This window comes from Emticicia sp. TH156, from assembly GCF_002855535.1.
GTDB lineage: Bacteria > Bacteroidota > Bacteroidia > Cytophagales > Spirosomataceae > Emticicia > Emticicia fluvialis.
The window spans coordinates 1-25,017 of record NZ_PKRS01000002.1 but is presented as its reverse complement, the minus strand read 5'-3'; the positions used below and the strand labels follow the sequence as shown (position 1 = coordinate 25,017).

27 protein-coding genes are annotated in these 25,017 nt (G+C 40.6%); 18 read left to right on the top strand and 9 right to left on the bottom strand.

Annotation, left to right across the window (positions count from 1 at the left end; genetic code table 11):
* Window positions 1–22: 22 nt before the first annotated feature.
* On the top strand, window positions 23–1,672 hold the full coding sequence (locus C0V77_RS04090) for an amidase (protein ID WP_101725071.1): 1,650 nt from the start codon (window positions 23–25) through the stop codon (window positions 1,670–1,672).
* 1 nt (window position 1,673) lies between these two features.
* Here the strand turns inward: C0V77_RS04090 and C0V77_RS04085 are convergent, their stop codons facing one another.
* A complete protein-coding gene (locus tag C0V77_RS04085; protein ID WP_158237881.1) occupies window positions 1,674–3,023 on the bottom strand; it encodes a BatD family protein in 1,350 nt (449 codons plus the stop codon).
* Window positions 3,024–3,061: 38 nt separating this feature from the next.
* Here C0V77_RS04085 and C0V77_RS04080 point away from each other — a divergent pair, with 38 nt between their 5' ends.
* On the top strand, window positions 3,062–4,093 hold the full coding sequence (locus C0V77_RS04080; RefSeq protein WP_101725069.1) for an oxidoreductase: 1,032 nt from the start codon (window positions 3,062–3,064) through the stop codon (window positions 4,091–4,093).
* A gap of 16 nt (window positions 4,094–4,109) precedes the next feature.
* Here the strand turns inward: C0V77_RS04080 and C0V77_RS04075 are convergent, their stop codons facing one another.
* Window positions 4,110–4,463, bottom strand: coding sequence for a DUF6249 domain-containing protein (locus tag C0V77_RS04075; protein WP_101725068.1), 354 nt, complete (start codon window positions 4,461–4,463; stop codon window positions 4,110–4,112).
* Window positions 4,464–4,601: 138 nt separating this feature from the next.
* Between C0V77_RS04075 and C0V77_RS04070 the strand changes: the two genes are divergently transcribed.
* The gene (locus tag C0V77_RS04070) at window positions 4,602–5,177 is read left to right on the top strand and encodes an RNA polymerase sigma factor (RefSeq protein WP_101725067.1); all 576 of its coding nucleotides are present in this window, start codon (window positions 4,602–4,604) and stop codon (window positions 5,175–5,177) included.
* Between the two features lie 113 nt (window positions 5,178–5,290).
* The gene (locus C0V77_RS04065; protein WP_101725066.1) at window positions 5,291–5,794 is read left to right on the top strand and encodes a hypothetical protein; all 504 of its coding nucleotides are present in this window, start codon (window positions 5,291–5,293) and stop codon (window positions 5,792–5,794) included.
* Here C0V77_RS04065 and C0V77_RS04060 read toward each other — a convergent pair.
* Window positions 5,786–6,229 (bottom strand): GNAT family N-acetyltransferase, encoded by a 444-nt coding sequence (locus C0V77_RS04060; RefSeq protein ID WP_101725065.1) that lies wholly within the window; start codon window positions 6,227–6,229, stop codon window positions 5,786–5,788. The genes C0V77_RS04065 and C0V77_RS04060 overlap by 9 nt on opposite strands.
* A 100-nt stretch (window positions 6,230–6,329) precedes the next feature.
* Here C0V77_RS04060 and C0V77_RS23345 point away from each other — a divergent pair, with 100 nt between their 5' ends.
* The 3 genes from C0V77_RS23345 (at window position 6,330) to C0V77_RS04050 (ending at window position 7,695) form a co-directional block, all read left to right on the top strand.
* On the top strand, window positions 6,330–6,458 hold the full coding sequence (locus C0V77_RS23345) for a DUF5522 domain-containing protein (RefSeq protein WP_255408940.1): 129 nt from the start codon (window positions 6,330–6,332) through the stop codon (window positions 6,456–6,458).
* Window positions 6,459–6,544: 86 nt separating this feature from the next.
* The gene (gene rpmB / locus C0V77_RS04055; RefSeq protein WP_101725064.1) at window positions 6,545–6,784 is read left to right on the top strand and encodes a 50S ribosomal protein L28; all 240 of its coding nucleotides are present in this window, start codon (window positions 6,545–6,547) and stop codon (window positions 6,782–6,784) included.
* 95 nt (window positions 6,785–6,879) lie between these two features.
* Window positions 6,880–7,695, top strand: a complete 816-nt coding sequence (locus C0V77_RS04050) for a purine-nucleoside phosphorylase (protein WP_101725063.1) — start codon at window positions 6,880–6,882, stop codon at window positions 7,693–7,695.
* Between the two features lie 80 nt (window positions 7,696–7,775).
* On the opposite strand, the gene C0V77_RS04045 is transcribed toward C0V77_RS04050, so the two are convergent.
* A complete protein-coding gene (locus tag C0V77_RS04045; RefSeq protein WP_101725062.1) occupies window positions 7,776–8,759 on the bottom strand; it encodes a sugar phosphate isomerase/epimerase in 984 nt (327 codons plus the stop codon).
* A gap of 147 nt (window positions 8,760–8,906) precedes the next feature.
* Between C0V77_RS04045 and C0V77_RS04040 the strand changes: the two genes are divergently transcribed.
* Window positions 8,907–10,094, top strand: coding sequence for a class I SAM-dependent rRNA methyltransferase (locus tag C0V77_RS04040; RefSeq protein WP_101725477.1), 1,188 nt, complete (start codon window positions 8,907–8,909; stop codon window positions 10,092–10,094).
* 46 nt (window positions 10,095–10,140) lie between these two features.
* On the opposite strand, the gene C0V77_RS04035 is transcribed toward C0V77_RS04040, so the two are convergent.
* On the bottom strand, window positions 10,141–10,650 hold the full coding sequence (locus C0V77_RS04035) for a phosphoheptose isomerase (RefSeq protein WP_101725061.1): 510 nt from the start codon (window positions 10,648–10,650) through the stop codon (window positions 10,141–10,143).
* 103 nt (window positions 10,651–10,753) lie between these two features.
* Here C0V77_RS04035 and C0V77_RS04030 point away from each other — a divergent pair, with 103 nt between their 5' ends.
* From C0V77_RS04030 to folB, 3 genes are all read left to right on the top strand, one after another.
* Complete coding sequence (locus tag C0V77_RS04030) at window positions 10,754–11,665, top strand: WD40 repeat domain-containing protein (protein ID WP_101725060.1); 912 nt, start codon at window positions 10,754–10,756, stop codon at window positions 11,663–11,665.
* Window positions 11,666–11,842: 177 nt separating this feature from the next.
* Window positions 11,843–13,201 (top strand): DivIVA domain-containing protein, encoded by a 1,359-nt coding sequence (locus tag C0V77_RS04025; RefSeq protein ID WP_101725059.1) that lies wholly within the window; start codon window positions 11,843–11,845, stop codon window positions 13,199–13,201.
* Window positions 13,202–13,267: 66 nt separating this feature from the next.
* Complete coding sequence (folB, locus tag C0V77_RS04020; RefSeq protein WP_101725058.1) at window positions 13,268–13,648, top strand: dihydroneopterin aldolase; 381 nt, start codon at window positions 13,268–13,270, stop codon at window positions 13,646–13,648.
* 12 nt (window positions 13,649–13,660) lie between these two features.
* Here the strand turns inward: folB and C0V77_RS04015 are convergent, their stop codons facing one another.
* A complete protein-coding gene (locus C0V77_RS04015; RefSeq protein ID WP_101725057.1) occupies window positions 13,661–15,652 on the bottom strand; it encodes a M1 family metallopeptidase in 1,992 nt (663 codons plus the stop codon).
* 301 nt (window positions 15,653–15,953) lie between these two features.
* On the opposite strand from C0V77_RS04015, the gene C0V77_RS04010 reads away from it, so the two are divergent.
* Entirely contained in the window at window positions 15,954–17,033 is a 1,080-nt protein-coding gene (locus tag C0V77_RS04010; RefSeq protein WP_229236192.1) for an aldose epimerase family protein, read from the top strand.
* A gap of 292 nt (window positions 17,034–17,325) precedes the next feature.
* A complete protein-coding gene (locus tag C0V77_RS04005; protein WP_101725055.1) occupies window positions 17,326–18,780 on the top strand; it encodes a hypothetical protein in 1,455 nt (484 codons plus the stop codon).
* A 232-nt stretch (window positions 18,781–19,012) separates the two neighbouring features.
* Here the strand turns inward: C0V77_RS04005 and C0V77_RS04000 are convergent, their stop codons facing one another.
* A complete protein-coding gene (locus C0V77_RS04000) occupies window positions 19,013–19,576 on the bottom strand; it encodes a DinB family protein (protein ID WP_101725054.1) in 564 nt (187 codons plus the stop codon).
* A 5-nt stretch (window positions 19,577–19,581) separates the two neighbouring features.
* The gene (locus C0V77_RS03995; protein WP_101725053.1) at window positions 19,582–19,881 is read right to left on the bottom strand and encodes a GNAT family N-acetyltransferase; all 300 of its coding nucleotides are present in this window, start codon (window positions 19,879–19,881) and stop codon (window positions 19,582–19,584) included.
* 332 nt (window positions 19,882–20,213) lie between these two features.
* On the opposite strand from C0V77_RS03995, the gene C0V77_RS03990 reads away from it, so the two are divergent.
* The 3 genes from C0V77_RS03990 (at window position 20,214) to C0V77_RS03980 (ending at window position 21,757) form a co-directional block, all read left to right on the top strand.
* Window positions 20,214–20,573 (top strand): LytTR family DNA-binding domain-containing protein, encoded by a 360-nt coding sequence (locus C0V77_RS03990; protein ID WP_158237879.1) that lies wholly within the window; start codon window positions 20,214–20,216, stop codon window positions 20,571–20,573.
* Window positions 20,574–20,951: 378 nt separating this feature from the next.
* Window positions 20,952–21,545 (top strand): DUF4142 domain-containing protein, encoded by a 594-nt coding sequence (locus C0V77_RS03985; protein WP_101725051.1) that lies wholly within the window; start codon window positions 20,952–20,954, stop codon window positions 21,543–21,545.
* A 17-nt stretch (window positions 21,546–21,562) separates the two neighbouring features.
* A complete protein-coding gene (locus tag C0V77_RS03980; RefSeq protein WP_101725050.1) occupies window positions 21,563–21,757 on the top strand; it encodes a hypothetical protein in 195 nt (64 codons plus the stop codon).
* 54 nt (window positions 21,758–21,811) lie between these two features.
* On the opposite strand, the gene C0V77_RS03975 is transcribed toward C0V77_RS03980, so the two are convergent.
* Complete coding sequence (locus tag C0V77_RS03975) at window positions 21,812–23,074, bottom strand: asparagine synthetase B (RefSeq protein ID WP_101725476.1); 1,263 nt, start codon at window positions 23,072–23,074, stop codon at window positions 21,812–21,814.
* A gap of 196 nt (window positions 23,075–23,270) precedes the next feature.
* Here C0V77_RS03975 and C0V77_RS03970 point away from each other — a divergent pair, with 196 nt between their 5' ends.
* Entirely contained in the window at window positions 23,271–23,624 is a 354-nt protein-coding gene (locus tag C0V77_RS03970; RefSeq protein ID WP_101725049.1) for a YciI family protein, read from the top strand.
* 2 nt (window positions 23,625–23,626) lie between these two features.
* Window positions 23,627–24,886, top strand: coding sequence for an RNA polymerase sigma factor (locus C0V77_RS03965; protein WP_229236191.1), 1,260 nt, complete (start codon window positions 23,627–23,629; stop codon window positions 24,884–24,886).
* The last annotated feature ends 131 nt before the right edge of the window (window positions 24,887–25,017 follow it).

Sequence of the window (25,017 nt, the reverse complement as noted above, 5' to 3'; positions counted from 1 at the left end):
TCAACAATACTATTTTGTGCCAATGAAAAAACTTCTACTACCAGCGGCCTGTCTGGCGTCGCTTATGCTTGGTGCTTTTATAACAAAACTGACCGATAACCGCCCCATTACGGTTGCGGCAATTAACGAAGCAGAGAAAATTCTGGGCATTGATTTTACTGAAGCAGAGGCGGACTCCATGATTAGTGATTTGAATGATAACCGAAAGGATTTTGAAAGCATCAGAAAAATTCCGTTAAATAATAATGTGGCTCCGGCTTTATACTTTAATCCTCTTCCGGTGGGTTTTGAATTTGAGAAGAACTATGAACCGTTCAGGGTCTCACAAATTGGCAACGTCAGCTTACCTGTCAATAGAGAAGAACTGGCTTATTATTCGGTAAGAGCATTGGCAGAGCTAATCAGAACAAAGAAAATCTCTTCTGTTGATCTGACAAAGTTCTTTCTTGACAGGCTCAAAAAATATGATGCCCGACTGCATTGTGCCATAACCATAACCGAGGCGCTGGCCTTGAAGCAGGCCCTACAAGCCGATACAGAAATAAAAGCTGGTAAATACCGCGGCTTGCTGCACGGCATTCCCTATGGCGCCAAAGATTTATTGGCTGTAAAAGGTTATAAAACAACCTGGGGTTCTGTGCCATATAAAGAACAGGTAATCGACCAGGATGCTGAGGTTATTAAGAGATTAGAAAAGGCAGGAGCCATTCTTTGTGCTAAACTTACTTTGGGAGAACTGGCCATGGGTGATGTATGGTTTGGTGGTAAAACCCTTAATCCGTGGGATTTGAACCGGGGTTCAAGCGGCTCCTCTGCGGGGTCGGCATCTTCAGTGGCAGCCGGATTATTGCCATTTGCCATTGGTAGTGAAACGCTTGGCTCAATTGTGTCGCCTTCTACCGAATGCGGAACAACCGGGCTAAGACCCACATTCGGAAGAGTACCACGTACTGGTGCCATGGCTTTAAGCTGGAGCATGGATAAACTTGGGCCCATTTGCAGAACTGTGGAAGACTGTGCCATTGTGTTTAATGCCATTCAGGGGCCTGATGGGCAAGACTTTACCTGTATGCCGGCACCATTTAATTATGATGGCACCAAAGGCTTTAAAGGAATAAGGATAGCCTACCTGAAAACTGACTTTGAGCGAAAATATCCAACCCGGACAATGGATTCGCTCACATTAATAACTCTGAAAAAATTAGGTGCAGAGCTGATACCGATGGAGCTACCCAACCTGCCATCTAACGAAATTAGTTTTTTATTGAGTGTTGAAGCCGCCGCTGCCTTTGATGAGCTCACCCTATCAGGCAGAGACGATTTGATGGTAAGGCAGAATAAAAATGCCTGGCCCAATGCTTTTCGCTCTGCTCGTTTTATACCGGCTGTTGAGTACTTACAGGCCAACAGACACAGAACATTGCTTATTCAGGAAATGGAAAACAAACTTAAAGATATTGATGTATATCTTTCTCCGTCTTTTGGCAGAAACCTGACATTAACCAACCTGACCGGCCACCCTTGTGTAGTATTACCTAACGGTTTCAGAGCTGAGGGCAGGCCAACCAGTATTACATTTATGGGCAAATTGTTTGGTGAGGCCAAATTACTTCAGGTAGCAAAGGCTTATCAGGATGCCACCGGTTTCCACAAGAAGCACCCGAACTTATAGCCTATTTTCCTGAGCGTTTCCAACTGAACAGGTATAGGCAACCCATTATCATACAGATTATCAGGAAGTTTGAAATGTTCTTGAAAACTTCCTGATAATTAGTTTGCATCAAAGAGGTATCGAGCCTGTCAATGCCAGCAAATATATCTTCCGATTCGCCCGATTCCTTGTCATGAATGGCTTTCCCCAATACCTTAATTTTTATTGTAGACTTAAGGGTGTCATAAGCCTTGTTTTTGGTGTTGAAATATATCCAGTAAAAATATTTATCCAGTGCCTGCTGGCCCGAATCTTTAGGTACTATGCGGTACCTGAATTCTTTTTCCTGCAAGGTAAAGTCGCGGTTATGCTCTTCCTTAATATCGGGCGGGTAGAAATCAAAGAAACTATCATTAGCAGGAGACGCAACATTAATAGTAGAAAAATTGCCTCTGCCAACAATCTTAAAGCTATAATTGAAGCTTTTGCCTGTGTTTATCTTTCGGGTTTCAATTTCTTCAACCAAATCAAAATTACCTGCTACTACTTTATCTTTCAAGGGGTGGTCGGGCAGAGCAATTACTTTTACAGTAAACGGTTTACTTATAAAGTCTATGCTTTCTTTGTCTTCACTTTTTCTTTTTTGCTGATCCATTTTTAATTCCACCGATGGAATTACCACCGGCTGTGAATTAAGCGGGAAATAAATGGCCTCAAAAAATTTATAAACCAGAAATTTCTTGTCGTCAATTGTTCTGTGTTCTTCAACAATATTGGTAATATTGATTCTCTCTTCCAGGCAGTAGGCCGATTTTATTTTCTTGGCAATGGCATCTACCTGCGCATTCAGATTATCAGGGAAACTTATCTGCATGGTATTGGTTTCGGCAATATAAAACGCCAGCGATACCCTGAAACCCTCACTTACATAAACAGTGCTTTTATCGATAGTCAAGGCCAGAAAGGCATTGTCTTTTAAGCTTTCAAAACTGATAACCTCTTTATTTTCTTCCTCATCTTCATCCGGCGCCGCCACAGTAATCATCACAGGTTCAGACTCATAAATTTTGCCATTAATAGTCAATTCAAAAGAAGATATGCGGTAAGAACCCTCTTTAACGGGTGTATAATTTTGCGTAATGGTATGTTGCTGTCCTTTGGCATGGGTTATTTTTCTGTCAGTTTTGGTAAAACCCGGTATATCCGGAAAATTACTAACCACAGATTTTTCGCTTCCTTTAATGATTACATTCACAACCAGTGGCTCGTCGATCATCAGATTCTTCTTCCCGAATTCTATCTTTACATCGTCTTGCGCTGAAGCGAAAAAGCTGATGGAAAAAAAGAAAAGAGTTGAAAGAAATATGTACATTCGTTGCTTCATCTTACAAAAATATACCTCTATTCTGAATGATTGATATGATTAACTTTATTTTTAAGAAAAAACGTTTTTGCCTTTTAATAATTCTATCGGTAACCACTGCACAGGCACAATGGGTTAAGCAGAACGCCGGTACAGATGCGTCGTTCCGTTCTATTTCTGCTGCAAGCAGCAAAGTTGTTTGGGCCGGTGGCACCAAAGGCACCATACTGAAAACAATTAACGCCGGGGCAGAATGGCAGGTAATAAAAGTTGCAGGTGCCGAAACCCTTGATTTCAGAGATATACACGGCGTGAATGAAAAAACGGCCTTTGCCATGAGCGCCGGTGAGGCAGATAAAGGTGCAGCAAAAATATTTAAGACCACCGATGGCGGTGCAAACTGGCGCGTTGTTTTTCAGACTACCGAAAAGGGAGCCTTTTTTGATTCTTTTGATTTCTGGAATGAGCAAGAGGGAATACTGATTGGCGACCCCGTAGATGATAAGCCTTATATTTTGCGAACGCTGGATGGCGAAAAATGGGAGCGGATATCGCCTGAAAAACTGCCTGCTATTAAGCCCAAAGAAGCCTCTTTTGCAGCCAGTGGCACTTGTGTAAACACAAGAAATAAAAAACTGGCCTGGATAAACACCCAAAGCAGAGTTTTTTACACCACCGATAAAGGTGAAACCTGGCTGGTGGCTGAAACCCCTTTTAAACAAGGTGAAACATCAGGTATTTTTGGCTTGCATTTTTATACCGATAAAGATGGTATTGCTACCGGAGGAGATTACAAAGATGACAAGAAAGCCACAGATAATGTAGGCATTACCCATGATGGCGGAAAAACCTGGGCACTGCTTACGCAGGCGAAACCAGATGGACTCAAGGAGTCGGCATGGATGCTGCCAGACAAAAGCCTGATAGTGGTGGGTACATCAGGCACTGGGGTATCAGCCGATAATGGAAAAACGTGGAAAGCCATCGATACTGAGTCTTTCCACGCTGTTTCTTGTTATAAAAATAACTGTTGGGCCATTGGTGGCAAAGGTAATTTAGCTAAGTGGACAGGCCGTTAAGGCCCGTCTCTTTAAACTATTCTTTGGCTTTGCGGTCTAGCTGCAATTGTATATAGTAAGATACAAGCAGACCCAAGCCACCAAAGATTAGAATCAGAGCCGGGTAAAGTGCTTCGGAGTCTTCTTTAACACTGTCTATCATATTAGCTATAAAAATACCTAAACCTACACCCATAAACAAACAGCCCCAACGTAAAGCAGAGGCAGGGTTAACTTTGGTGCCTTGCTTTTGGGGTGGTGTAAGGCCTTTTTCAATCATAGCCATTTTCTCGTCGTTGTCAAATTTTCTTAATACAATCAGCAGTCCAACGAGTCCAAGAATGGCTGTTACTGGAATTGCAATGGCAACTAATGCTTTAGCGGAATCCATAATAATGTATGTTTTAAAAGTTAAATAATAATTTGGCAATAGGATGCAGGCAATTTAAATGAGGTTACAGGCTGGTATGAAAATAAAATATTTCAGAACAAGTGTAACGTTTAGCAAAATGGTGCATCAAATGTGCTAGTGAACAACGAACATAAAGATATTACCCTACTGAAGCTCATGCAGGCAGGTGATAGGTTAGCTTATAAAGAGTTAATCAATCGCCACAAGGACTATGCATTTACAGTAGCATTCCGGATTCTGAACAACAGGGAAGACGCCGAAGAGGTTGCCCAGGATGCCTTTCTGCAGGTTTATAAACATATCACTGACTTTAACTATGAATCTAAGTTTACTACCTGGTTTTATAGAATAGTATTTAATGCCGCTTTGATGCAGAAACGGAAAAACCGTGTCTTTACCGAAGACATTGAGACGTCAACCCAGGCTATGATGGTAAGCGCGCAGGCCGATACCACTGAACAAATCAGAAGCCGGGAGCGGAGCAAGGCTATTCAACAGGCCTTGCAGAATCTTTCATCAGATGATGCCTTACTTATAACTTTGTTTTATCTGAAAGAACAAACCCTTGAAGAAATTGCAGAAATTTTAACAATAAGTGCCGAAACCGCCAAGGTAAAGTTATTCAGGGCCAGAAAGCGGCTGGCCGATGAAATGAAGAAAAAACTAAAAGATGAGGTGCGAAGCCTTTTGTAATAGAATAAATAAAAAGCAGTTATAAAACGCTTATTTTTACGTTTACAAGAAAAACAATGTATGCCAGTGCTGATATAGATAGATTGGTTCAACAATAAATATTAAAAATAGTGATGCTGAAAGACGAACAAATATTTGATATTCTGGATGGCACTGCAACAGAAGCTATTTTGCAGTTACATGCCTGCGAGATGAAGCGTTCTGAAAATTACCGGGCGTATTTTATGGAAATGAAAGCCTTGCACCTGGATATGCTGAATATGCCGCTGGAGAAACCATCTGCCAGCTTTACTGAAAGTGTTATGGCTGCCGTTCCTGTTTCTCAGCCGGTTGTTGTGGTTGTAAGAAGAAAATCGTGGGCAGCCAGGTTACCGCAAGTTATTCTGGGTGTGCTTGCCCTGGTAATAATAACTATTATTGCTCTGGCGATGATTTATGCACCAGGCAATAGTGTTAACAATATTGTGGCTGTTCCGCGCATGCAGGAGTTACGCGATTTTTTGACGGGAGATTTCATACGGATTGTTGCCCTGCTGAATCTGATTGTATTGCTGGCAGTATTTGACAAAAAGGTGCTGAAACCCTACTTTAATGAGAGAAAAGTAACATTAGGGTAAGTTTATCAGAAAACTGAATCCGTGCTTATTGAAACCTAAGGATTCGTAAAACCGGTGCGCCTGTTCTCTGCGAAGGTTGCTTGAGAGCGACATCTTGTAGCAACCTTTTTCTTTGGCATATTGCAGCGCAAATGCCATCATTTTTTTGCCAATGCCTTGCCCCTGAGCTTCAGGCAGAACGCCTACATCTTCTATCACAGCCGAAGGGCTGCCCATGTGTGCCATGTTTTCCATTACTAGCAAGGCAAATGTGCCAATGGCTGTGCCGTTGTTTTCGGCTATAAAAACGTGGTAGTCAGGGTACTGGCTTTGTTTTATGAAAATCTCTTTGGCAGCTTCTACCGATAACACCTTATGGTTATCTAAAGCCTGGGCATAAATATTTAATAGGCTGGGTACGTCGTCAATAGTAGCTAGGCGGATGACTAATTCCATGGTTTAATGAACGTTTATTTGGCCTTTTAAGTTAATCAACTAACAGAATATATCAAAATTGGGAGGTCAGAAAAATAGTAAAGGCAAAACTGTTTCATCTGTGTTTGCAGAAGAAGATTACTATTTTGAAGGTGGATTTATGGTTTTTACTGAAGTGTACCACAAAAAGAGAGGCTATTGTTGTAAAAATGGCTGTAGGCATTGCCCGTTTGGTTTCAAAAAAAGGTAAATTTGTTTTTTTATTTGAGAAATAATTACGAATTTTGCACTCCCGTTTAAGGAATTCCATTTTTTCATAGAAAATATTATAATACAATGGCAAAGGTTTGTCAAATTACTGGTAAGAGAACACAAGTCGGTAACAACGTATCGCACGCTAACAATAAAACAAAGCGTAAATTTTTCCCGAATCTGAAAACCAAGAAATTTTTCCTGGAGTCAGAAGGTGTATGGGTATCATTGAAAGTTTCGACTTCAGCCCTTCGTACTATCAACAAAAAAGGCTTGGAAGCTACTTTGATTGATGCAGCCCGCAAAGGTACATTGGCGTTGTAAGATATATTCTTGTTCGTAGTTAAAAAGCATGGCTGTTACAGCCGTGCTTTTTGTTTTTATTTATACCTTGCTATCTAATAAACTTTCATTGGCACATGCTTAACCATATTCAGGAGGCCTCAGATTACATCCAGTCACAGACAGACCACTTCAAACCGCAGTTTGGTATCATTCTCGGAACCGGCCTTGGTAAACTGACCGATGACATGGTCATTGAGTTTTCACTTAACTATTCTGACATACCTTATTTCCCGATATCCACAGTTGAGTCTCATAAAGGTAAATTGTTGTTCGGAACACTCAATGGCAAAAAGGTGGTTTGTATGCAGGGCAGGTTTCATTATTATGAAGGTTACAGTATGCAGCAGGTTACTTTTCCGGTGCGTGTAATGAAATGGCTGGGCATTGAGCGCCTGATAGTATCTAATGCTGCAGGCGGGTTGAATCCGGGATTTAAAGAAAGCGACTTAATGATAATAGAGGACCACATAGGTCTGTTTTTACCTGATAACCCGCTGAGAGGAGAAAATATAATGGGCGACAGGTTTCCGGATATGAGCGAACCTTATGAAATAGAAATGATTGAGAAAGCTTTATTATTAGCCACTCAGAATGGGATAGAAGGTTTGCATAAAGGCGTTTATGTAAGTGTGCCAGGACCTAACCTTGAAACCAGAGCGGAATACAGAATGCTGAGGCTGTCGGGCGCAGATGCAGTAGGGATGAGTACTGTGCCGGAGGTGATTGTAGCACGCCAGATGGATATACCGGTTTTTGGTATTTCTGTAATTACTGATATGTGCGTGCCGGAGCTTTTGAAAAAGGCTGAACTTCAGAGAATACTGGAAGCCGCCTGCAAAGCAGAACCAACCATGACACTTATCATTAAAGAGTTAATAGGTAGTTTATAGACAAACACAGCAAGAAACAAAAAACAGAAAGGGGCTGTGTTGCTTGGCAACCAGCCCCTTTCTGTTTAAAACTATTATTTTCAGGCAAATACCAGATTCTTCATATAGGCTGCATTAGCTTCGGCGGCTTTCAACGGTGTTGTACCATCAAAACGTTCCTGCTCAACAATAAAATAATTTACGCCGTTCTGAGAAGCCACATTTAACAAATGAGGGAAATCAATTCTGCCACTACCAATGGTTGTTGAGAACGAGAACAACGGGTCTTTTACTTTCTCTTTTTCTGTTATTTCTTTTACTTTAGCCTCGCTCAGAATGTCTTTTACATGCACCAGGCGGAAACGGTTTTTATATTTGGTAAGCCATTCTTCGGGATTTTCTCCGGCCGAAACCACCCAGTATAAGTCGGCTTCAAAATCTACCAGAGCAGGGTCTGTGCCTTCAAGCAGAATGGTTTCAGGCATGGTGCCATCTGCAAATTTCTTGAATTCAAAATTATGGTTATGATAAGCTACACGTAGCCCTGCTTTGGCTGCAATTTCTCCCTGGCGGTTCAACCCCTCTGCTGCTTTTTTCCATTCGTCAGCTTTGGTAAGGCTTCCCAAAAATGGATTTATCAGGTATTTCATGCCTATACTTGCGGCATCGTCAACCAGTTTTTTAAATTCACTTTCAGTCTCTTTTTTCATGGTGTAGTCCGGATTGCAATGGGTGCTCACCAGGTTACTTCCGATATCGTCCATGAGTGTTTTAAATTCTTTGGCAGTCATCCCCCAGAAAACGCCTTTGTCACCCTGAAAACTTTCAATTTGTTTATATCCATAACTTGCCAGTGCTTTCAATACACCTTTCGGGTCTTTGGCTAAGTCTTCCTTCACGGTCCAGAGTTGTATACCAAATTCTTTAACTGATGGTTCTGCTGTCATGGCAGAAGTGGCAGTTGAATCGGTTGTTTTTTCTTCAGTTTTTGATGATGGAGTGCATGACCATAATTGGTTGGCAAGTAGAGGTGCTGCGGCTAGCAGGCTGGTGTTTCTCAGGAAATTTCGACGGTCTATTTTCATAGTGCGTATTTGAATTTTTAAAAGGGTAAGAATCAAATTAACTATCTATTGAAAGCGAAGTAAAAGTAAATATAAAAATGCAAAAACGTTTTCTTTGGCCTTGTATATTTTCTTATTTTGTATCTGAAACGGAACGAAAAAGAAGATATGTACGCAAAAGTTTTTTTACAGGGCGGAAAAGAGCAGGTAGTGAAGCGGCTACACCCCTGGGTTTTCTCTGGTGCCATTGCCAGAACAGAAGGGCAGCCACAAGACGGAGACATTGTTGAAGTGTGCGATAAAAAAGGTAATTATCTGGCAACAGGCCATTTTTATAAAGGCAGTATTACGATCAAGATTTTTTCGTACGAGCCGGGTATAATTGATGAAGATTTCTGGTTGAAAAAGCTCAGAACAGCTTATGCCATCAGGCAGATTGTGCAAAGTGCAAGTACTACCTGTTACAGGCTTACGCATGGAGAGGGCGACGGGTTTCCGGGATTAATACTTGATTATTATCAACGTGTAATTGTTTTTCAGGCTCATACGATTGGTATGTGGCGAGAGAAAGAAAAAATAGCTAGTGCGCTAAAAAGCATTTATGGCGATGACCTGATGGCCATTTACGATAAAAGTGCCGAAACATTGCCCGACGAATTTGGCAAAACCATTAAAAACGGGTATATTTTTTCATCAGGCTCTCCAGAAAACCTTTTGCCTCATGAGGTTTTAGAAAACGGCAACAAGTTTCTGATTGACTGGGAAACAGGTCAGAAAACAGGTTTCTTTCTCGACCAGCGCGACAACCGCGCCTTGTTAGCCCATTATGCCAAAGACAAAAAAGTACTGAATGCCTTTTGTTATTCGGGTGGGTTTTCTATTTATGCATTGAGAGCCGGGGCGCAACGTGTAGAATCTGTTGATGTTTCAAAGAAAGCCATAGAACTGGTAAACCAAAATGTGGCTGCCAATTTTGGCGTTGTAGACAACCACCAGGCAATAGCCGAAGATGTAATGAGTTTTTTGAAACAAAACGACCAGATTTACGACCTGATAGTGCTAGACCCACCCGCCTATGCCAAAAGTATAGCCAAAAGGCATCAGGCAGTACAAGGTTATAAACGGTTAAATATGGAGGGTATAAAGCGCCTGGCCAGTGGGGGTATCTTGTTTACGTTTTCCTGCTCGCAAGTGGTAGACAGAGAACTATTTTATAATACAGTTGTGTCGGCAGCGTTAGAGGTTGGCAGGCAGGTAAGAGTGCTGCATCACCTTACACAAGGGGCAGACCACCCTGTAAATCTGTTTCATCCGGAGGGAAGCTACCTGAAAGGACTTGTTTTGTATGTTGAATAACAAAAAGAAAGCCTTTTGAAATTTCTCAAAAGGCTTTCCGGTTATATCAACGACCAAAATCATCCTGAACGCGAACGATGTCATCTTCATCAGACGGATTCTCAGCGTCAGTATGTTGCCAGATTTCAGCTATAATGCCCCATTGGCTCAAACCAATCAGGCGGTGTCTTTCACCTTGTTTCAGATTAATTATGTCTCCTAGGTTTAGTGTTTGCAGTTCATTTTCCTCATCCGTATCGCTTGTCACAACACCTGCAATTCCTCCCACTACTTTCCAGATTTCAGCTCTACGGAAATGATACTGCCAAGAAAGACGTTTCTCTGGTGCAACTACCAGAATTTTCGGGCTCAGCTTGCGGCCAACACCAAAATCTTCAATGCTTAAATGCGGAAAATACGTTTCTATAAATTTCGGCGCTTGTGATTCATCAAGAACAAAGAAACCACCCCAAGGGCGTGTCTGGTCCTGATTAGCAATAGTAAATCCTAGGTCGGTTATTACTTTTTCTACTTCTGTAAAAACTGTGCTTTTTTCTGTTTCAGCCGAAAAATTCATGGGAGTAATGATTTTGAGAAATGTTTTACAATTAGTTTTGCAGGTAAAAATAAATACATATCTACAACAAATAATAATATGATTGGAAAAATCATATAATGTCATGATTCATGTCAAAAAAATAGATACATTTACCGGACATCGGGATTGTATATACGCATTGGAGAGGTCTGGAGAGAACCATCGGTTTTTTTCGGCAGCAGGTGACGGATACGTTGTAAGATGGAATCTTGAAAAACCGGATGTTGGAGAATTAATTGCGAAAGTAAAAAATTCTGTATATTCGCTTGCCTATTTACCTCAGGCCAATCAACTTTGGGTAGCCCAGAACCAGGAGGGTATTCATGTGATTGACCTTGAAACCAAACAAGAACTGCGCTCATTAAAATTATCACCGGCATATTATTTTGATATTCAGTTTTACGACGGAAACGCGTTTATAGCCGACAGCGCCGGAGTCATTTCTGTTATTGATGCCGAAACTATCAGTTTTCGTAAACACATAAAAGCTGCGGCCGTAAGTGTCCGGTGCCTGGCTGTTAACCCGGTAGAGCGGGAATTGGCCGCCGGCTATAGCGATAACTCTATTAAGATTTTCGACCTGAAAACCTATGAGTTGAAACACGTAATAGAGGCACATAGCAACTCGGTTTTTACTATCAGGTACACGCCCGACTTTACAAAGCTCATATCGGGCAGCAGAGATGCCCGCCTGAAAGTCTGGAATGTCGAGACCGGATATAAACTTGAAGAAGAAGTTGTGGCGCATACATTTGCCATTAATCATCTGGCATTTAGCCCTGACGGCCTGCAGTTTGTTACCGGCAGCATGGATAAGTCTGTAAAAGTATGGGACACAGGGTCGCTGAGGTTATTGAAAGTAATTGACCGCGCCCGGCATGCCGGGCATGGTACATCGGTAAACAAGGTTTTGTGGACAAACTACAAAAACCAGATAGTTTCTGGTAGTGATGACCGAACCATTTCGGTATGGGAACTGGATACAGACAACTGAAAATCAAATAAATTATTGATTTTAGAGTTATAAAAAACAGAGGTTAAAATACCTGATAACCTGAGGTTTACCACTGGTTTGTGCTCCTGTGCTTATTGAAGAAAATAAATGAAATAGGGAGTACCGACAGTTTTTTTGTTAATTTTGCCATAAAATCTATATAAAAACATTGAAGAAATGAAAATTACACCGCTCGAAATACGCCAGCATGAATTTGAAAAAACTTTCAGAGGCTACAATATCGAAGAAGTTGATAATTTTTTAGCAAATCTCTCGCAGGAATGGGAACGCATATTGAATGAAAGTAAAATGCTTAGAATGCAGCTTGAAATGGCTGAAAAAGAAGCTAGTAAACTTCGGGAGATTGAAATGACCCTCTTTAAAACGCTTAAAACTGCAGAAGATACCAGCACCATGATTACCGAGCAGGCTAATCAACAGGCTGATAAGAACATACAAGATGCCAGACAGAAAAGTCAGGAGATATTACGTGATGCGCAACTTGAAGCTGACAAAGTTATTCAGGAAGCACAAAACCGTGCCAGATACATAAAAGAAGAAGTGCTGGGAGAAGTAAAAGAACTTGAAAAAGATTTCAAGATGATGTATCAGTACAAGACTGACCTGCTGGTTCAGATGCGCAGTTTGTCTATGTCTACCTTAGAGCATGTGCAGAGATTGGAGGAGAAATTTAAGACTGAAAATGTTGATGAGAAAATTCAGGAAGCCTTCAATACTTTTGTAGATGAAAAGAGTGCAATACCTACCTTCAATATTCAGGAAGAACTCTCTTACTTTGAATCTAAAACCGCACAAGTAACAGAAGAAAAGCTTGTATATAATATCGGCAAAGTTGAAGATACAAGCGATAATACCACTGAGGTGGTTACCGCCGTACAGCCTGCCAGCACAGCGCCAATTTCAGAAACGCCGGCACCTGAGGCAGCTACACAGTCTGAAGACGACGAAGGCAGGTCTGATGAACTGGGCATAATTGAGGGTATAGGCCCTAAAATTGCCATGCTACTTTATGACTCAGGCATATTTACGTTCAGGGGCCTTGCCACAACCCCGGTGGAGCGCATTAAGGAGATACTAGATAATGCCGGGCCTGCCTATGCCATGCATGACCCAACCACCTGGGTAGAACAGGCACTTCTGGCCGCTGAGGGACGATTTGATGAGCTTGAAGAAATGAAGAGCCTACTTGTTGGTGGCAAAGCAGAAGAAGATGTAGAAGAAAAAGGCATTGATAACAGTGTGTCTATTCCGGAGGCAGCATTGCCAGAAATAACTCAGGACAAAACCAGTATCTCAGAGCCCGTGGCTCCAAAGGCGGCACCGGTTGCAAGTAACCTGGATTCAGTAACCGAAGAAATGCTTGAAAAAGTGAATAAGGTGAAAGAGGCTGTCAGGAAAGCGATGGTAGAAAAAGAAGAAAAAAATGTAAAAGATAACACGCCGTTACCAAAAGTAAACGAGATTTTGGCAAAGAACTCTGATATTGGCGGAGGGTCGTTTTTTGATAATATCTGATATCCGGCAAAAGGCTGCTAAAAGCTAAAATAATACTCCACAAATATTTTAAGACGATTGACACCCATGGGAATAATCTCACTTGAAGGTTTAGAATTTTTTGCTTATCATGGATATTACGATGAAGAGCAAAAAATTGGAAATAAGTACTCGATTGATATTGCTATCACAGCAGATTTGAATCGGGCAGCGCAGGAAGATAAGTTGAGACTTACCGTCAATTATGAAGTGGTATACACCCTGATAGCCAATGTTATGAAAGAGAAACATCGGCTATTAGAGCATATAGCGTATAAAATTATTGAGGCAGTAAAGCAACAATTTGTTGAAATACAGCAAATTACAGTGAGCGTTTCTAAGTTTAATCCACCAATTGGTGGTGTTTGCGAGCGCTCAAAAGTAACAATTACTTCGCCGTTCAGCCTTCCTCTCGCAGAGGAAGGCTGAGCAGACAGCCATTTAATTGGCTGTCTGGCTACTATATTTGGCAGGTTTCCACAGGTTGTTTTTGGTGTTTATTTCCGGTAATTTTCCGTCAGGGTCAATGGTTACCGACTCAATGGCAGACGTAGACGGGTGTTTAAAACTCCAGGTACTTCCTCTTTGCCAGATTTCAACTGGCAACTCAACGCGTTTGGTTGTTCCGTTCGACTCTTTAATTTCAACAGTAACCGGCATTGGCATCTTCTCAAGGTTTTCAATGGTAATTACAGCTCCTTTGGTTACGTCCTGCTGTATATAGCTAACCTCTTTTACCCCCTGGTCAATCTTCCAGTCGTTTACATACCAGCCTTTCCAGAACCAACTCAGGTCTTCGCCGGCTGCATCTTCCATCGTTCTGAAAAAATCCAGCGGAGTAGGGTGTTTAAATGCCCAGCGATGAACATATTCTTTAAAGGCGTAGTCAAACCGTTTTTCTCCAAGCACCAGTTCTCTTAGCATAGTTAAGCCAACGCCGGGTTTAAGATAGGCAGCCACCCCCAGATTGTTATTCTGTATAACGTCTGGTATGTTCATTATCGGGTCTCTGTCATAAAAATAGGGGGCATACTGGCGTATATTCTCCGGCTGATAATATTCGCCGTTATTAAAGTTCTTTGTTGAAAGCGTATTGATAAATGTATTGAAGCCTTCGTCCATCCATCCATATTTTCTTTCGTTCGAACCCACAATCATCGGGAACCAGTTATGCCCGAACTCATGGTCTGTTACACCCCAAAGGCTTTCGTTTTTGTCGCTGTAACTACAAAATACAATTCCCGGATACTCCATACCCGCCACTATACCTGCCACATTGGTTGCCGACGGATAGGTGTATTCAAAAATGTATTTAGAGTAAAATTCAATGCAGGCTTTAACATATTCAGTTGAGCGGTTCCAGCCATCATTAGTTGCGCTTTCAACCGGATACACCGATTGCGCCACTGAAGTTTTACCACTAGGCAGGTTAATCCGGGCTGCATCCCAGACAAATGCTTTAGACGAGGCCCAGGCAACATCACGCGCCTGTTTGCATCTGAACTTCCAGGTTAGAGTACCGCTCTGGCGGGGTCTGCTTTGGGCATCTGTTACTTCTTCTTTGCCTCTTATTAGAACAGTCTTGTCGCTGTTTTTGGCTTCGTTAAATCTTTTAATCTGCTCGGGTGTCAGTACTTCGCCCGGGTTCAATAACTCACCCGAACCAGCCACGATGTGGTCCCAAGGTACGGTTATGTTATATTCAAAATCTCCGTATTCAAGGTAAAACTCACCTGCGCCCAGGTATGGCAGGGTGTTCCAGCCTTCAATGTCATCATAAACTGCCATGCGGGGGTACCATTGTGCCATTTCATAAATTATGCCGTTTACGGTTTCCTGTTTGCCCATTCGGTCTGACCCGTATCGAGGAATATGAAACGAGTAGCTGATTTTTATTTTTAACTCTTCTCCGGTAGCCAATGGCTCAGTCAACCGTATCTGCATCCGTGTGTCATTAATCAGATGTTCGGCATATACCGGGCGATAGGTGGCCTTTTTACCAGATACATTTTTTTTATCAGCACTTACCAATTGAATTTGGTACCCCCCCTCAAAGCCTGTAGAACCAAAACGCCCACCCGAAATTGTGGTTGTTTTAGTGCCTCTTGAGTTATCAGTAAACTGGTTCTGGTCAAGCTGCAGCCAGACAAAAGCCAGTTTTTCCGGGCTGTTATTTTTATAAGTAATTTCAGTTTCTCCGGTCAGTTTATTTGCTGCTTCATCAAGTGTGGCTGCAATTTTGTAATCTGCTCTGTTTTGCCAGTACAAAGGGCCTGGCGAGCCTGACCCACTTCTGTACGCTGTACCCGGCATAAAATTAAACAATGGGTTAAAGGCCTCGCGGTGGTCATATTTTGAAGCCGACTGTATCTGAGCCAACAACGTATTAGCTGTAAGTAATAATGCTGCATAAAGCAGTTTTTGAAATTTCATGGTATTACAATTATTTGGATTTTTAGAACTTTTGCTCCTTTACTTGTACCAATTCTATTGGTTTATACAACTTAAAACAACCTAAGCTGCAATGGGTAAATATTCATACATATTAATTTATAAAACAGAAATGTTTAACACACAAACGGTCTTTTTAACAGTTTTTGTGTAATATTGGCAAACAAAATCAACCTATACTATTAACATGACTCAATTTAAAACCCAAATCAGATTATGGTTGGTCGGGGCATTACTGGTTTATGCCGGCTTTGCCTGCCAATCAAAAAATAACCAAAATAAGATGGAAACAACAAAATCGGAGGCTTCAATTACAAAACAAACATGGGGGCAACTGCCAGACGGGCGTAAAGTAGAATTGTTTACATTAAGAAATGCCAGAGGCATGGAAATAAAAATAAGTGATTACGGCGGATTGATAACGCATTGGACAGCCCCTGATAAAAACGGGAATTATGAAGACGTAGTATTGGGTTATGATTCGTTATCGGGTTATCTGAAGGCCAGCCCTTTCTTCGGCGCTTTAGTGGGTAGGTACGGCAACCGTATAGCCGGAGCCAAGTTTACTTTAGATGGCCAGACTTATAATCTTTTGCAGAATAATGGCCCCAACCACCTGCACGGCGGGAAAGTTGGTTTTGATAAGGTTATCTGGAAAACTGAAGAACTAAAAGACGGCAGAAACGGCTTGAAACTGAATTATGTTAGCAAAGACGGAGAAGAGGGGTATCCCGGGAATCTTGATGTAGAGGTAACTTATGTTTTAACAGATGACAACGCGCTGGAGATTACCTATACCGCTACTACCGATAAACCTACCGTAATTAATCTAACTCAACATTCTTATTTTAATCTGACAGGTGGAAAAACTGACCACCTGGGGCATGAGGTTACAATTAATGCCGACCGTTTTGTACCTGTTGATAAAACGCTGATACCCACTGGTGAACTTAAACCTGTTAAAGGCACTGTTTTTGATTTTACCAAACCTATGGCAATAGGCAAGGGAATAGATGATACCACAGATGAGCAAATAAAGCTGGGTGGCGGCTACGACCACTGCTGGGTGCTTAACCAAGCTGCTAAAGACTCACTTGTATTGGCGGCAACCGCGTATGAGCCAGTTTCAGGCCGCTTCATGGAGGTTTTTACAACAGAGCCCGGTGTACAATTCTATACAGGAAATTTTCTTGATGGCAGCATAACCGGTAAAAATGGTATAGTTTATAAAAAGCGCCACGGATTTTGCTTTGAAACTGAACACTTCCCTGATTCGCCGAATCAGAAGTCTTTCCCGACGGTTGTTCTGAGGCCCGGTGAAACTTATAAAACCACTACTATCTATAAATTTTCGGGCAAATAAAGTTTTTAAGCCGGATATACAGGCCATTAACGGCAATATATAAACGAGAAAGCAATATTTAATTCATTATGCGATTAATGTCATTTGTTTTTTAATTATTAATTACCATTTTTGCGCTCGTAGTCTTTCCGGCTATTCTTACATAATGCACCCTTATTTGATTAACCTCACAGAACCTGAAATGTTGGTACAGTTTTTTTAATGGAAATCTGTAAGCATCACTTTATTCAAATAATTTATTTTTTTGTCCTTAGCGGACAAAGAATTTTCAGACACTTAAAAATTAAAAAAAATGAAAACTTCTTCATTTAGAATTCTCGCGCTTGCGGTAATGATGTTACCAGCAGTTGGGTTTTCTCAACAAAACCCGGCACCTAATCAGCAGCCTTCTCCATGTAATTCTTTGCCTTATAAAGTTTTTCAGGGCAATGCAGACAGAACCCCTGTAGTGCTAAAAAGATTAGGGACTAGTCCTCAATTTGGGGAAATACCTAAACACACTGCAAAATCTGCTTTCGACCATCTGAAGAGAGTGTACAAAAAGAATCAGAAAGGCATTAAAAAAGAGATGGACGACATGCTGGCTGCTTTGGGTTACACTGGTATTAACGACCCTGCGTTTACCGTAGGTAGTTTAACGCCTGAAATCTTACCTAAAGGTTCAACCGGTTGGATGGGCGCCTATGCCAAAGGCCACAAATACAGCTGGTCTATTTTAGGCAATAACTTTGAAACCTTTAAGCTGAAAGCCAAAACCGGCGATTGCTTCATTTATATTATGAAAAAATGCGGTAACGCTTTTTATATACCTGTTTACATACCAGCAGGGCCAGTTGTTGAACCTACCAGGGTTGTTGACCAGCAGGTAAGTATCAGCGCGAAAGGTGAAATTGCCAGCGGAGACGTAATGAATGCCAGCAAAACCTTAGAAATTGTAGCAGTTAATGGTAATAAAGGTGTTTCGCTTGGCACTTATCCGGTTAAATACCGTGCTACTTATGATTACAGCGTAAAAGGTGAAATGGCTTATTCAAAAACTATTCCGGTATGTGTTACTGGTAATGAAACAGTTGCCCCTGTAAACCTGATGTTGCCTTTGGCACTAGATTATAAAATTACCAAATCTGATGTTACCGTTGGTGAAGGTGATAAAATCTACCTGAATGTTGATGAGAAACAATTCAAAAATCTGAGCAAAGCATATAAAACTATGGATGTTACTCCTGCAACATCAGCTACGCCTCAGTCTATTGAAAAGAAAGTTTTATCAGCAACCACAGCAAATGATGCTACGATCGGAACCACAGGCGCGTCTCAGTGTGCTGACCAACGCGTTAATTTTACAGGCAAATCTGAAATTCAGGATGGAAGTATCAAAACCGCAAATCCAAATGTAACCATCATTGGTGTTTATAAGAAAACAGGTAAGCTTGCAGTTGGCGAAACTCCAGAAAAATACCTTTGCCTGGGTTCATTCCCGGTTCCGGTTAAGTCTGGTTATGAGGTAGTAACAACGGGCTCAAGCAGTGTTTCTAAAGCGTTCAGAGTGGCTAATGCCAGCGCAACTACATTGCCTGACGTAGACGTTAATATCCCGGTGTCATTGACTTATAGCTTTACCAAACAGGATGTAACTGTTGGAGACTACAACAAAATTTATGTAACCTTGGATGAAGGGCAATACAAAAAACTCTTGAAAAAATATAGCCGTTGTTGCAGCGATGGCTCTTGTATAATCAAAAAATAATTTTGTTGAATTAAGATTCCTAAATTATTGATGGTATATACTATTAGAACTTCCGGTAACATCTCCGTTGCCGGAAGTTTTTCATTTTGAAATGAATAATCCTTATCGCCCTATTTAAAGGCTAGTAGAAATTTTACAAATTTTTTCTTAAACAGAAACCCTAAATAAATAATCAGCTAGATTTAAAAACAAATATTTGCAAAAGACTATGTAAAGCAAATGAAAAAATAACTTACCAGCCAATGTAACCTATCGGTGTAATACCGTTTAGCCTTAGATAACAAATGGCTTGTCCGCGATGATGTATTATATGATTTTCTAAAGCATAAAATAGCCGCCAGACAGGTATTTTATCGCCGGCGTAAGGTTCTAACTGGTTTAGCTTTTCGGGTTTAGTTTCAAAAATTGTTTTTTCAACCCAGTTGTAAAAGCCTTTTATCTCGTTTTCCAGCTCAATTTTAGACAGTTTGGCCCAATATCCGTTTTGCTTTTCTTTTTCTTCGTATGGGTTAGGTATATTTAGTCTTCCGCATAACTGGGCAGTGGTAAACGTAATACAGTGTACAAACTGGGTTCGGAAAGTAAAAGACTCAGGCGTATACTTATATTCCAGCTTGTCATCCGGCATTTGATTAAAAATTTTGAGTGTATACTCCAAAGAGCTTTTCCAGGCAATGGCAAACTCTTCTTTAAAGCCTGCAAGGTCTTTTTTTTGACCCTCCCCTTTAGCCAGAGCAGGCAAGCCTATTATTGAGGCAATTAAAGATTTCAGCGCGCTTTTTCTTGTTATTTTCATTGTTTTCAGACATTAAAGCCGGGAGCCAGCAGATGCTTGTAGGTTTCGTAGTTTTTACGCAGATAAGCCGCCATAAATGGGCATAAAGGCATTATTTTAAGGTTGTTTTCTTCGGCATATTTAAGGGCATTTTTGGCCAGCATGCTGCCAATACCTTTACCCTCCATAGCTTTAGGCACTTCTGTATGTGTAATTACCAGGTCTGTATCGGTTTGAATATATTCCTGAAAAGCCATGTCTTCTTCCAGTTTTATTACAAATAATTTATCCTCTGGTATATGCTTTACTTCTAGTATATCAGCCATTTTATATAATTGTTTATTGTAAAAAAGTATCAGTAAAAATACAATTTTTATTCTGATGAAAATGTAAAGAATACAAATTAAAGGTTTTTGATATTGTACATCTCCAAATTAATTTCTGGTTGTTGCCTGTTCAACCATTTTGTATGCCCCATTTTTTAAATTTATTGGTACTTTTTTTCTACATATAGCGGGTTTCTTTTTGTGCTTTTTTACATGGCGGCGATATTACCGTTGGTGGCATAATTATTTTATTATTTACGTCAGGAATACACTGCGTATTCGGCACTATGATAGCTTAAGAAGAATATATGAAAGACATAAATTATACATCCATGAAAACTAACTTTCCCATGAATCCATCATTAACTTTACGCTTCCTGGTAGGGGGTAAGTCTAAGTTTGTACGCCCGGAAGAGGTTATTTTCTTAGAGAGTAAAATCAATTATACCATTTTGTATTTAACCAATGGCAGAACCTACCTGAGTGCCAGAAATTTACAGGTTTATGAGAATAAACTTATGGTATTGCCTTATTTTTTCAGGATACATCGCGGTATAATCATCAATATGTTGCAAATAGAGAAAATTAAACTTGATAAACTTTCAGGGTCTGTTTTGCTGCAGTCAGGTGAGGAATTATGTATTTCAAGAAGAAGAATAAAAGAATTTGAAGCTAGATATAATGCTATTTAAGTAAATAGGCATTTAAAATACCTCACAAAGCCTCTTTCAAAACCAAAAAATATATGGTATTGAAAGAGGCTTTTCTTATTCTCTAAAGTTTCATTTGGTAAACTTCAGCAGGCTTCTATTGTGGTATTTTTACCTCTTTAATTTAGTGTTGAAGAAGTTATGAAAATGTGGGGAATTTGCCTTAAATACCATTGATTTGGGGAATATAGTGTTCATTGTGTGGAAATATTTCCCCTTTTGTGAAATTGTTTCAATATTGTTCAAATCAGGCAGGAAATTAAAATTTATAAATAGTAGAATATTAACCCCATGAATTGCTTCAAGTTTTGTGGTATGTCTTTTTTGCTTATAAAGCCATAACTAAATCCTGATCATATCATGAAAAACAAAGGCGTTTTATTAAGTTTGGCCGTTGCCGTAATGTTGGGAATGGCTTCATGTAATTCTGGCAGCACCGACTCCAAAGATTCAACTGAGGCAATAAATAATGAGGCAATAGATGCCACTGCCTCTACTGATTCTATGGCCAGAGCTCAAAAACAAGATGTAGATGATGTAATTGAAATTGCAAGTGCAGGAATGATGGAAGTGGAATTAGCAAAAATTGCTGTAAACAAAGCCACATCGCCACAAGTGAGAAAATTTGCACAAATGATGATTGACGACCACACCAAAGCCAATGACGAGCTAAAAAGCCTGGCCGAGAGTAAAAGCATCGTTTTGCCCACGACACTGATTGACAAACATCAGAAAGTGGTAAACGAGGTGTCTGAAGAAACCGGAAAAAAATTCGATAAGAAATATATGGACACCATGGTTGAAGATCATCGGGAAGATGTAGACAAATTTAAAAAGATAGCTGATAATGCCAATGATGCAGAAATTAAGGCTTTTGCAGCCAAAACACTGCCAACTTTAATGCATCATAGAGAAGAAGCAGAAAAACTTGAAAAGATTACCGATAAAATGTAAAGTAAAACTTCAGTTATATGCCCTGGACAAAATCTGATTATCCGCAATCTCTGAAAAACTTTCAGGCACCGGTCAGAAACAAGGCTATTGAAATTGCAAATGCTTTGATTGAAGACGGTAGAGACGAAGGCTCAGCCATTGCCATTGCCACATCAAAAGCAGAGGAGTGGGCAAAAAACAGAGGGAAAAAAGTGAAGAAAAACAACACTTGATTTTTACAAAAGCGAAGAAGGCAGTATGAATTTGCCTTCTTCGCTTATTTTGTATCAGGTTTTAAGTTTCTTTTTCTTGGCAGCCGGAAACAATAAATTATTTAGAATAAGCCTGTAGCCCGCCGATGTTGGATGCAGGTTAAGATCAGTAGGCTCTTCACCTACATAATGTTGGTAATCTTCGGGGTCATGCCCTCCGTAAAAAGTCCAGAATCCTTTACCAGCCGTGCCATGAATATAACGTGCTTCCCCCAGCGAACGGTTTTCGGCCATTATAATTACATCCGGTTTTATGTATTGTTTCTTAAAGGCTGTGGTTTGACCCATAAAACCTTTAATAAGATTTAGATGATTCTGCGTTAGCATGGTGGGGATGGGGTCCCATTTGGCAGAGAACTGAAACAATGAAAAATAATCGTTGGTTTCGCTTACTCCTCTTTCGTCCTGTTGGCTGTCAATCGTTGAAAACTCCAGTTCATAGGGGTTCAGCACCAGCCTGAAGTTCTGAAAAGCAAAACAATTATCAAAATTCAGTTTTTTATCAGCATTGGCGTCTGCGCCATCGCCGTCATAAGGCGTTTCTACAATGTCTATTCCATCTGCGGCCAGAGCAATATCAAAGGTATCGGTTGCATTACACATGGCAAACATATAACCCCCGCCATTTACAAAGTCCCTAATTTTTTTAGAAACGGCCAGTTTCAGCTCTGAGGTTTTCTGAAAATTAAACTTACGGGCTATTGCTTCGGCCTCATGTTTTTGTTCCTGATACCAGGCCTGCCCGCGCATACGTAAAAATTTACCAAACTGCCCTGTAAAATCTTCATGGTGCAAATGTAGCCAGTCGTATTCCGGTAATTTGTTTTCCAGTACTTCTTCATCAAAAACCTTATCGTATGGAATCTCAGCATAAGTAAGCACCAATGTAACGGCGTCGTCCCAGGGCTGGGTGGTTTTAGGCGAATAAACAGCTATTTTGGGCGCCTTATTTAGCTTTACTGCATCCATATTTGCTTCGGGCGATGCAATTTGTGCTAATATTGATTGTGCCTCTGCGTCTGAAATAACCTCATAACTTACGCCACGTATCACACATTCATTTATAAAGTTCTGAGAAGCACTAAACATAAAACTACCGCCCCTGAAATTCAACAGCCATTCAACCTCGGTTTCGTGTTCTTTAAGCAGCCAGAATGTAATACCATAAGCTTTTAAATGGTTCCTCTGGCTTTCGTCCATTGGTATCAATATTTTATTGGCCAATACTTCTGAACACAAAGAAAACGCCAGTACAACTAAAATAAGTAATTTCTTCATAGGTAAAAACCAAATTAATTTCTCATATTTCCTTGCCCAATATACAGTTAACGTAAAAAGCCAAAGTATATTGAGAGGGGCTTCACTCACCATTATAGCAATTTAAAAAAAAATATTCATTGTTTGTCCAATTCTCTCAATCTGATTCGTCAACAGGTTGAAATAAATTTTAGAACCATTTAAAACTCAAAAAATCATGGAAAAATTCATGCTTATTTTTCGCAACGAAATAGAAGTTGAACATATGTACCAAAATTTTTCGCCTGAAGAGATGCAGGCAGAACTTGAAAAATGGAATACCTGGATTGGCGGTATAGCTGCTCAAGGCAAACTGGTTGCTACGGACGCCCTTCAGCCGGTAGGTAAAATTGTAAAAGGCTCTGCCCATTTGGTAACCGATGGCCCTTATACCGAATCTAAGGAGATTGTAAGCGGATTTTTACTTTTAAATGCTGGGTCGATGGAAGAAGCCATTGAGTTATCGAAAGGATGCCCGATGTATGAGTATGATAGTGTAGTAGAAATAAGACCTATTCAAAACTATCAATAGACTTGTCTGAAGAATCAGGATACGAACAGGTAAACCAATTGGTCAGTCATCTTTTCAGGCACGAGGCTGGAAAGATGACTGCTGTTTTGGCGCGTATGTTTGGGTTCGGTCGTATTGAGCTGGCCGAAGACATTGTTCAGGATACGCTTATGAAGGCACTAAGCGAATGGCGCATAAAAATGCCTGATAACCCGGCTGCGTGGTTATACAAAGTGGCAAAAAACCAGGCGCTGGATGTAATAAGAAGAGAAAAACTATTTGCTGAATTAAGCGCCGAACTAGCCTACCTTACAGGACCCGAAGAAAGACTTGGGCAATTGTTTATGCCCCACGAAATAGAAGACAGCCAGCTGCGGATGCTGTTTGCCTGTTGTCATCCGGCTTTTGCGCTGGAGTCTCAGATTACACTAAGCCTGAAAACACTGGGTGGCTTGCATGCCGCTGAAATTGCCAGAGCGTTTTTAACGTCTGAGGATACCATTAACAAACGACTTTACCGGGCTAAGGAAAAAATAAGAATAGAGCATATTAGTCTTGATGTGCCTGTAGCAGAAGAACTAACAACAAGGCTCGATGCAGTGCTTAAGATAATATATCTTATTTTCAGTGAGGGTTATAGTTCGTCGCATCCTAACGAGTTAATCAGAAAAGATTTATGTGAAGAGGCCATCAGGCTGGGGTTGTTATTGACAAAGAATCGGCTTACCAATTTACCCAAAACTAATGCACTGTTGGCGTTGATGTGTTTTCAGACGGCAAGATTTCCGGCCAGGATAGATGCCAACGGCACTGTTGTACTGCTAAAAGACCAGAACCGGAATCTATGGGATAGTTTTATGATATCAAGAGCCTATGAGTTTTTCAGGCAGTCTGCCATTGGAAACGAGATAAGCGAGTATCACCTGGAAGCCGCCATTGCCTCTTATCACGCCTCTGCGCAAAGCTTTGAGAAAACCAACTGGGAGGTTATTCTGAGATTATACAATATGCTGGCCGACTTAAAGCCATCGCCGTTTATACAATTGAACAGAGCAATTGTGAAAGGTTATGTAAGTGGCCCGGAGGCGGCACTGAAAGATTTGATTGAACTGGAAAGCCTCAGCATGAATTATACTTATCAAACTGCTAAAGGAGACTTATATGCTGAACTGGCTGATTCCGTAAATGCAATACATTGTTATGAAAAGGCTCTTCAAGTGGTGAAATCAGACCCTGAAAAGCGATTAATTGAGAAAAAACTGGCAAAAATGAAGGGTCTCTGATGAAGACCAAAGACCCTAAAAAAATATAAAAACATTAGAGCCTGTTTAAAAATAGCTAATAAAAAATAATAAGAGCATCTAATGCTCGCCGAAAAACACTTTCTTTGAAGTGACCAAACAAAAAAGAGAAA

Coding starts and splice junctions, on each gene's coding strand:
- C0V77_RS04050 (WP_101725063.1), top strand. CDS start 6,880: ATGCTTAACCATATTCAGGAGGCCTCAGATTACATCCAGTCACAGACA.
- C0V77_RS03975 (WP_101725476.1), bottom strand. CDS start 23,074: ATGAAGAAATTACTTATTTTAGTTGTACTGGCGTTTTCTTTGTGTTCA.
- C0V77_RS04005 (WP_101725055.1), top strand. CDS start 17,326: ATGAAAACTTCTTCATTTAGAATTCTCGCGCTTGCGGTAATGATGTTA.
- C0V77_RS04015 (WP_101725057.1), bottom strand. CDS start 15,652: ATGAAATTTCAAAAACTGCTTTATGCAGCATTATTACTTACAGCTAAT.
- C0V77_RS04060 (WP_101725065.1), bottom strand. CDS start 6,229: ATGGAATTAGTCATCCGCCTAGCTACTATTGACGACGTACCCAGCCTA.
- C0V77_RS04035 (WP_101725061.1), bottom strand. CDS start 10,650: ATGAATTTTTCGGCTGAAACAGAAAAAAGCACAGTTTTTACAGAAGTA.
- C0V77_RS04010 (WP_229236192.1), top strand. CDS start 15,954: ATGGAAACAACAAAATCGGAGGCTTCAATTACAAAACAAACATGGGGG.
- C0V77_RS04000 (WP_101725054.1), bottom strand. CDS start 19,576: ATGAAAATAACAAGAAAAAGCGCGCTGAAATCTTTAATTGCCTCAATA.
- C0V77_RS04025 (WP_101725059.1), top strand. CDS start 11,843: ATGAAAATTACACCGCTCGAAATACGCCAGCATGAATTTGAAAAAACT.
- C0V77_RS03995 (WP_101725053.1), bottom strand. CDS start 19,881: ATGGCTGATATACTAGAAGTAAAGCATATACCAGAGGATAAATTATTT.
- C0V77_RS04080 (WP_101725069.1), top strand. CDS start 3,062: ATGATTGATATGATTAACTTTATTTTTAAGAAAAAACGTTTTTGCCTT.
- C0V77_RS03980 (WP_101725050.1), top strand. CDS start 21,563: ATGCCCTGGACAAAATCTGATTATCCGCAATCTCTGAAAAACTTTCAG.
- C0V77_RS04085 (WP_158237881.1), bottom strand. CDS start 3,023: ATGTACATATTTCTTTCAACTCTTTTCTTTTTTTCCATCAGCTTTTTC.
- C0V77_RS03990 (WP_158237879.1), top strand. CDS start 20,214: ATGAAAACTAACTTTCCCATGAATCCATCATTAACTTTACGCTTCCTG.
- C0V77_RS04045 (WP_101725062.1), bottom strand. CDS start 8,759: ATGAAAATAGACCGTCGAAATTTCCTGAGAAACACCAGCCTGCTAGCC.
- rpmB (WP_101725064.1), top strand. CDS start 6,545: ATGGCAAAGGTTTGTCAAATTACTGGTAAGAGAACACAAGTCGGTAAC.
- C0V77_RS03985 (WP_101725051.1), top strand. CDS start 20,952: ATGAAAAACAAAGGCGTTTTATTAAGTTTGGCCGTTGCCGTAATGTTG.
- C0V77_RS04030 (WP_101725060.1), top strand. CDS start 10,754: ATGATTCATGTCAAAAAAATAGATACATTTACCGGACATCGGGATTGT.
- C0V77_RS04040 (WP_101725477.1), top strand. CDS start 8,907: ATGTACGCAAAAGTTTTTTTACAGGGCGGAAAAGAGCAGGTAGTGAAG.
- C0V77_RS04075 (WP_101725068.1), bottom strand. CDS start 4,463: ATGGATTCCGCTAAAGCATTAGTTGCCATTGCAATTCCAGTAACAGCC.
- C0V77_RS04090 (WP_101725071.1), top strand. CDS start 23: ATGAAAAAACTTCTACTACCAGCGGCCTGTCTGGCGTCGCTTATGCTT.
- C0V77_RS03970 (WP_101725049.1), top strand. CDS start 23,271: ATGGAAAAATTCATGCTTATTTTTCGCAACGAAATAGAAGTTGAACAT.
- folB (WP_101725058.1), top strand. CDS start 13,268: ATGGGAATAATCTCACTTGAAGGTTTAGAATTTTTTGCTTATCATGGA.
- C0V77_RS04065 (WP_101725066.1), top strand. CDS start 5,291: ATGCTGAAAGACGAACAAATATTTGATATTCTGGATGGCACTGCAACA.